This is a genomic window from Bacillus pretiosus (genome assembly GCF_051294775.1).
Lineage (GTDB): Bacteria > Bacillota > Bacilli > Bacillales > Bacillaceae_G > Bacillus_A > Bacillus_A wiedmannii.
This window is the reverse complement of the sequence record NZ_JBPPHF010000018.1, coordinates 1-5,221: the sequence shown is the minus strand read 5'-3', so window position 1 is coordinate 5,221 and position 5,221 is coordinate 1. Positions and strand designations below refer to the sequence as shown.

The window sequence follows — 5,221 nt, the reverse complement described above, 5'->3', positions numbered from 1 at the left end:
ACACCCGTTCCCATACCGAACACGGAAGTTAAGCTCTCTAGCGCCGATGGTAGTTGGGACCTTGTCCCTGTGAGAGTAGGACGTCGCCAAGCAACTAAAAACACAAGTCTTTTGACTTGTGTTTTTTCGTGTTTAATAAAGCATGAGCATTTTGTACACATTTAGAACTTGTATCGGTGTATTGAGAATTAAGAAATATGATATATGATATATGCGGAATGGATATAGTTTGTATACACATTCGGTCTCTGTCCAAGGGGTGTTTAATTTTTGAGCTGTGTCGTACGGTAAAGATTAAAATTGCTTGAAGAACATTTGGATTATTAATGATGATTTACTCCCGCTATGCCATATTGGAGTAGGTAGTACTTGATGTGAAATGGATAAAAACCGATATTCTAACTTGAATATCGGTTTTTTATCTGTGACTTATATGAATTTATAGCAATACGAAAAGCGTAAATAAGATAGCTAACAAAATACGATAGTATGCGAAAGGTTTTAAGCCTATCTTTTCTAAAAGCTTTAGGAATGTTACTACTGCTAACATTGCTACTATAAAAGAGGTAATGAATCCTACCACAAACATAGGGATATCATTGACACTTAAATACTTCCAGCTTTTTAACAAGTCTAAGCCTGTAGCGCCTACCATTACAGGAAGAGCAATGAGAAAAGAGAACTCAGATGCAGTTTTATAATTTACTTTTGCTAATAGACCTCCAGAAATAGTAGAGCCAGCTCTAGAGAAGCCGGGGTATACTGCTAAGCATTGAAATAATCCAATTGTTAATGCTTGACGGTATGTTAAATCATCCAGTGAATAGGAGGTTGCCTCTTTCTTCTTTACTTCTGCAAAGAGCATAAGAATTGCCCCTGCTACAAGTCCAATTACGACAGTATAGGGCTGAAATAAGTAAGTTTTAATAACACCATGTAGTAGTAAACCAGCAACTACTGCTGGAAATACGCCAAGAAATACATGGAATGCGTTGAATTTCTTCTCTTTCCGCAGAAGAGGTTTAATATTACATAAAGAAACGAGGCGTTTATGATATAAAATTGCAATAGCTAAAATTGCCCCTAGCTGTATAACAATTTCAAACGTTTTCGCTCTTTCTCCTTCAAAATCTAATAAATGCCCGACTAATATAAGGTGACCAGTAGAAGAGATAGGTAAAAATTCGGCTAAACCCTCTACGATACCGAGTATGAAGGCAATAATGATATCGCTCATCGTTTCACTCCTATAAATTAATGAATGTCTACTCTTTTGAAATAGAATAGTGTTGCAAAAAATCCTGAAACCGCTGTTGCTGAAATGATGATATAAGAATATTCCGGTGGATATGTGGGTTGTAATTCATTATTTGCGATATCAAGAGTAGCGGTCCACGGAAATAAATCTTTATGTTTGGAGTTTACGAGCATAAGATTAGTCATTGTAATAATGACTGTTAATATAATAGGTGGTACATAGCTCTTCATTACAAGAGTTAGTAGCACAATAGGTGAAGACAATAGAAAGAGAAGTCCACCACAGATTAAAAATTTTAGAAAAGAACCTAAAAATAAAGCAGTGTTAAAACCAGGGAAGTTCCCCAATAGCCCTAATATTAAAGTAAGTGCCCAAGCGACTAAAGTTAGCATCATGATCCAAAGAAAAAGAGTGATGAACTTACTTATAATAAAGCTAATACGCGATACGGGGATAGTTAGTAAATTCTTTAGTGTGTCTTCTGCATATTCACGGGTAAACAGATAAGCAATTACTACTCCATATAAGGGGAATCCTATCACTAAAGTAGTATATAAGTTAACATCAGTAAATAATTGATGGAACCAAATAGTCGGAGTGGGCTGTTTGGTTTTTATATGTATATAAGAAGCTACTACGACTAAGAAAGGTGCGACACCAGCCCCAATAATGCTAATTAAAAACATATTAGAGCGTTTTAGTTTTAGTAGTTCTGTATAGAGTAGATTAACCAATTGTTCCACCTCCAACTAATTTAGTGAAATAATCTTCTAATCTATCTTCACTTATCATCATTTTTAATACTTCTACACCATTTAGAACGAACGTTCTGTTGATGTATCCTTGTTGTCCAAAATGAGAATAAATACGAATATTCCCTTCATCATGTACTTCATAATCAAAGATTTGAAGCTGATTTTCTAATAGCATTGCGGCTTTGTTTTCATTATTCACTTGAAATTCTATGTACTTACGGTTTGCTTTACGTAGCGTATTAAGAGAAACTTCTTCTAGTAACCTTCCTTCATGAATAATTCCCATACGATCAACTAATTGTTCTACCTCAGCTAATATGTGACTGGAAATAAGTATCGTTATATTTCTTTCCTGAGCTAAAGATTTAATAAGTTTTCGCATTTCTTTAATACCAATGGGATCGAGCCCGTTAGTTGGTTCATCTAGTATGAGTAATTCGGGATAATGGAGAAGGGCACGTGCAATACCTAGGCGCTGCTTCATTCCTAAAGAATACTTCCCAACTAATTTTTTTGTTTCATGCTGCAATCCTACTATTTCTAATGCTTCTTCAATAGCATTCTTTTTGTGAATCCCAATTATCTTTGTATTAATTAATAAGTTTTCTTTTGCAGTTAAGTTTTCATAAAACCCTGGAACCTCAACGATAGAACCAATTCTTCTTAAAATATCTTTTTGATTTTGAAATAAGTCCTCTCCGAATATTTCAATATTTCCACTTGTAGGTTTTATAAGACTGAGTAGCATACGAATGGTTGTTGTTTTGCCCGCACCGTTTCGTCCTATGAATCCATAAATCTCGCCTTGTTGAACATTAATATTTAGATTATCTACTGATTTTTGTGTGCCATACACTTTAGTAAGGTTAGTCGTTTTTATAATTGTATTTATAGGAAACACCTACTTTCTATAAGTTCTTAATTACATGATAAGAAGGAAGGCTTAACTGCATATTAATCATTTCTTAACTATTTCTTAAAAGAAATGTATTTTGGAATTGAAAAGCCAAAAGTAGTTCGTTTCCATGGAGTACTTTCAACCCATATATGCCCACCATTTCTTTCAACGAGTGCTTTAGAAATTGAAAGCCCGAGACCGCTACCACCAGAAGAGGAGTTTCTCGATTGTTCGCTTCGGTACATTCGTTCAAATACATTTTGTAAATCATGTTTTGGAATACCAGGGCCTTTATCCCAAATAAGAAGTTCATAGTCTGTATCAGTTTCTAGTAGTTCGATCCCTAATGTTTTCCCATCTTTTCCGTAATAAATGGCATTTTTTATCAAATTACTCATAATTCGCATAAGGCTAAGGTGGTCTGCAATGATAGGGCAAGTAGATTCTGGTATGAGAACCTGTAGTTCGAGATTATGTTTTGAGAGTTCAGGTAAAAATTCAATCAAAACTTCTCTAGTAACTTCAGAAAAGTCGAGTTCCTCTTCTTTTAGTGGAAATTCATTGGCGTCTAGCTTTGCCATATTGAATATTTCATTAACTAGATGTTTTAAGTTATTTGATTTCATATAAAGTATTTTAAGATATTCTTTCTTTTCTATTTCAGAAACAGCAACCCCATCTTTTAAAGCGTCGATATATCCAATAATAGAGGTGAGTGGTGTTCGGATATCGTGCGAGATATTAGACAAAAGTTGTTTTCTAGATTCCTCGGATCTTTTTGCTTCGATCCGAACCTTTTCTAATTCAGCTATCAGTTCGTTTATTGAAAAAACGATACTATGTAATGAGGGGTCATTGCTTGTGAATAATCTCGTTTGTAAATTTCCTTTTAGTACACGACCTAATTTTGTGTCCACTGATTTGCGATGTTGAATGAATTGTATTCTTGAAAAGAAGAGATACATTGTAATTAAAATAAGGGTAATAAATAAAGACATCTTTCCTTTTGGGCCCATTTGTATATTTAAAAGCCCGCAAATGATAAGTTGTAATGAAATAAGGAATAGGGTTTTATCAGTCTTCAAGTTTTTCACCTACAAACTTATAACCAATTCCCCATACAGTTTGAATGAATTTTGGATTAGAAGGATTGATTTCTATTTTCTTTCTAAGTTTTCGAATATGTACCATAACGGTATTATCGTCTTCTATATAATTATCGTCCCATACATTTCGAAAGAGCTGTGTTTTTGTAAATACTTGTCCTGGGTTTGAAGTAAAGAATTTCAACAGTTCCAGTTCTTTTCCGGTTAAGCTGATTTCTTCTTTATTTGTATGAACTGTGTATGTATTTAAATCGATAGTTAGTCCTTTGAAAGCTAAAATTGTTTTCTCTTGTGCAGTAGTGTTACTTCCAAGAACTAAAAAACGCCGCATAAGAGCCTTTACTCGTGCAACTACTTCGTGAATACTGAAAGGTTTCGTAATGTAATCATCAGCGCCAATGCTTAAACCTAAAATTTTATCAATTTCGTGATCTTTAGCGGTTAGCATTAATATAGGTACGTTAGTTTTATCTCTAAGTTTTCTACATACTTCGATACCATCTACTTTCGGCATCATAAGATCTAATATAACGAGGTTATAGTTGTTTTGATTAAATAATTGCAAGGCTTCTTCACCATTAACCGCAGTATCTACCATATATAATTCTCGTTCTAAATATATTTTTAATAAATTTCGGATTTCTTTATCATCGTCTGCTATAAGGATACGTATATCTTTCATATTTTCACCTGCTTCTAATAGAGTTTTATTGCTAGTACAACAACTCTCTAATTATATACTAGTATTTGTTAAAATAAGGTTGCTAGTTTTGTTGGAGGGACATGTCTACAAGAATTAAGTCTAGAGTTCAAATGAAATCGAATATGTTTTGGAAGAATAAATTAAAGAGAAGCAGAAGTTGGTTTCTAGTAATGACTCTTTGTAGAGGCATATCTAGCTAAAAGAGCATAAAAATATTAAATTGAATATCTTTATAAAAAGGTGTTGACGATTTCACCTTAGAGGTGTAATATAGGAAAAGTCGCCGGTGCAATAACGCAGAACGCGGCAAACAAAATGAAAAACTTAGTTGACATTGAAACATGAAGATGTTAACATAAGGGAGTCGCAAATGTGCGACCGAGTAGTTCTTTGAAAACTGAACGAAACAAACAACGTGAAACGTCAATTTTTATTTTTAGATGCTAGACAAACTAACTTTATTGGAGAGTTTGATCCTGGCTCAGGATGAACGCTGGCGGC

5 protein-coding genes and 1 rRNA gene are annotated in these 5,221 nt (G+C 34.0%); 1 reads left to right on the top strand and 5 read right to left on the bottom strand.

All coding sequences use genetic code 11. From position 1 onward, the window contains the following. Window positions 1–92: ribosomal RNA gene (rrf, locus tag ACSG5Z_RS29540) — 5S ribosomal RNA — on the top strand; the annotation flags it as partial. A 347-nt stretch (window positions 93–439) separates the two neighbouring features. On the opposite strand, the gene uppP is transcribed toward rrf, so the two are convergent. From uppP to ACSG5Z_RS29515, 5 genes are all read right to left on the bottom strand, one after another. Then, the gene (gene uppP, locus ACSG5Z_RS29535) at window positions 440–1,237 is read right to left on the bottom strand and encodes an undecaprenyl-diphosphate phosphatase UppP (protein WP_001279953.1); all 798 of its coding nucleotides are present in this window, start codon (window positions 1,235–1,237) and stop codon (window positions 440–442) included. A 17-nt stretch (window positions 1,238–1,254) separates the two neighbouring features. Further along, window positions 1,255–1,992 (bottom strand): ABC transporter permease, encoded by a 738-nt coding sequence (locus tag ACSG5Z_RS29530; RefSeq protein ID WP_435712730.1) that lies wholly within the window; start codon window positions 1,990–1,992, stop codon window positions 1,255–1,257. Further along, window positions 1,985–2,914, bottom strand: coding sequence for an ABC transporter ATP-binding protein (locus ACSG5Z_RS29525; RefSeq protein ID WP_000484005.1), 930 nt, complete (start codon window positions 2,912–2,914; stop codon window positions 1,985–1,987). Before ACSG5Z_RS29525 ends, ACSG5Z_RS29530 begins: the two co-directional genes overlap by 8 nt. A 68-nt stretch (window positions 2,915–2,982) precedes the next feature. Continuing rightward, window positions 2,983–3,996, bottom strand: coding sequence for a sensor histidine kinase (locus ACSG5Z_RS29520; RefSeq protein ID WP_435712729.1), 1,014 nt, complete (start codon window positions 3,994–3,996; stop codon window positions 2,983–2,985). Next, on the bottom strand, window positions 3,986–4,699 hold the full coding sequence (locus tag ACSG5Z_RS29515) for a response regulator transcription factor (protein WP_046953851.1): 714 nt from the start codon (window positions 4,697–4,699) through the stop codon (window positions 3,986–3,988). Before ACSG5Z_RS29515 ends, ACSG5Z_RS29520 begins: the two co-directional genes overlap by 11 nt. Window positions 4,700–5,221: the final 522 nt, after the last annotated feature.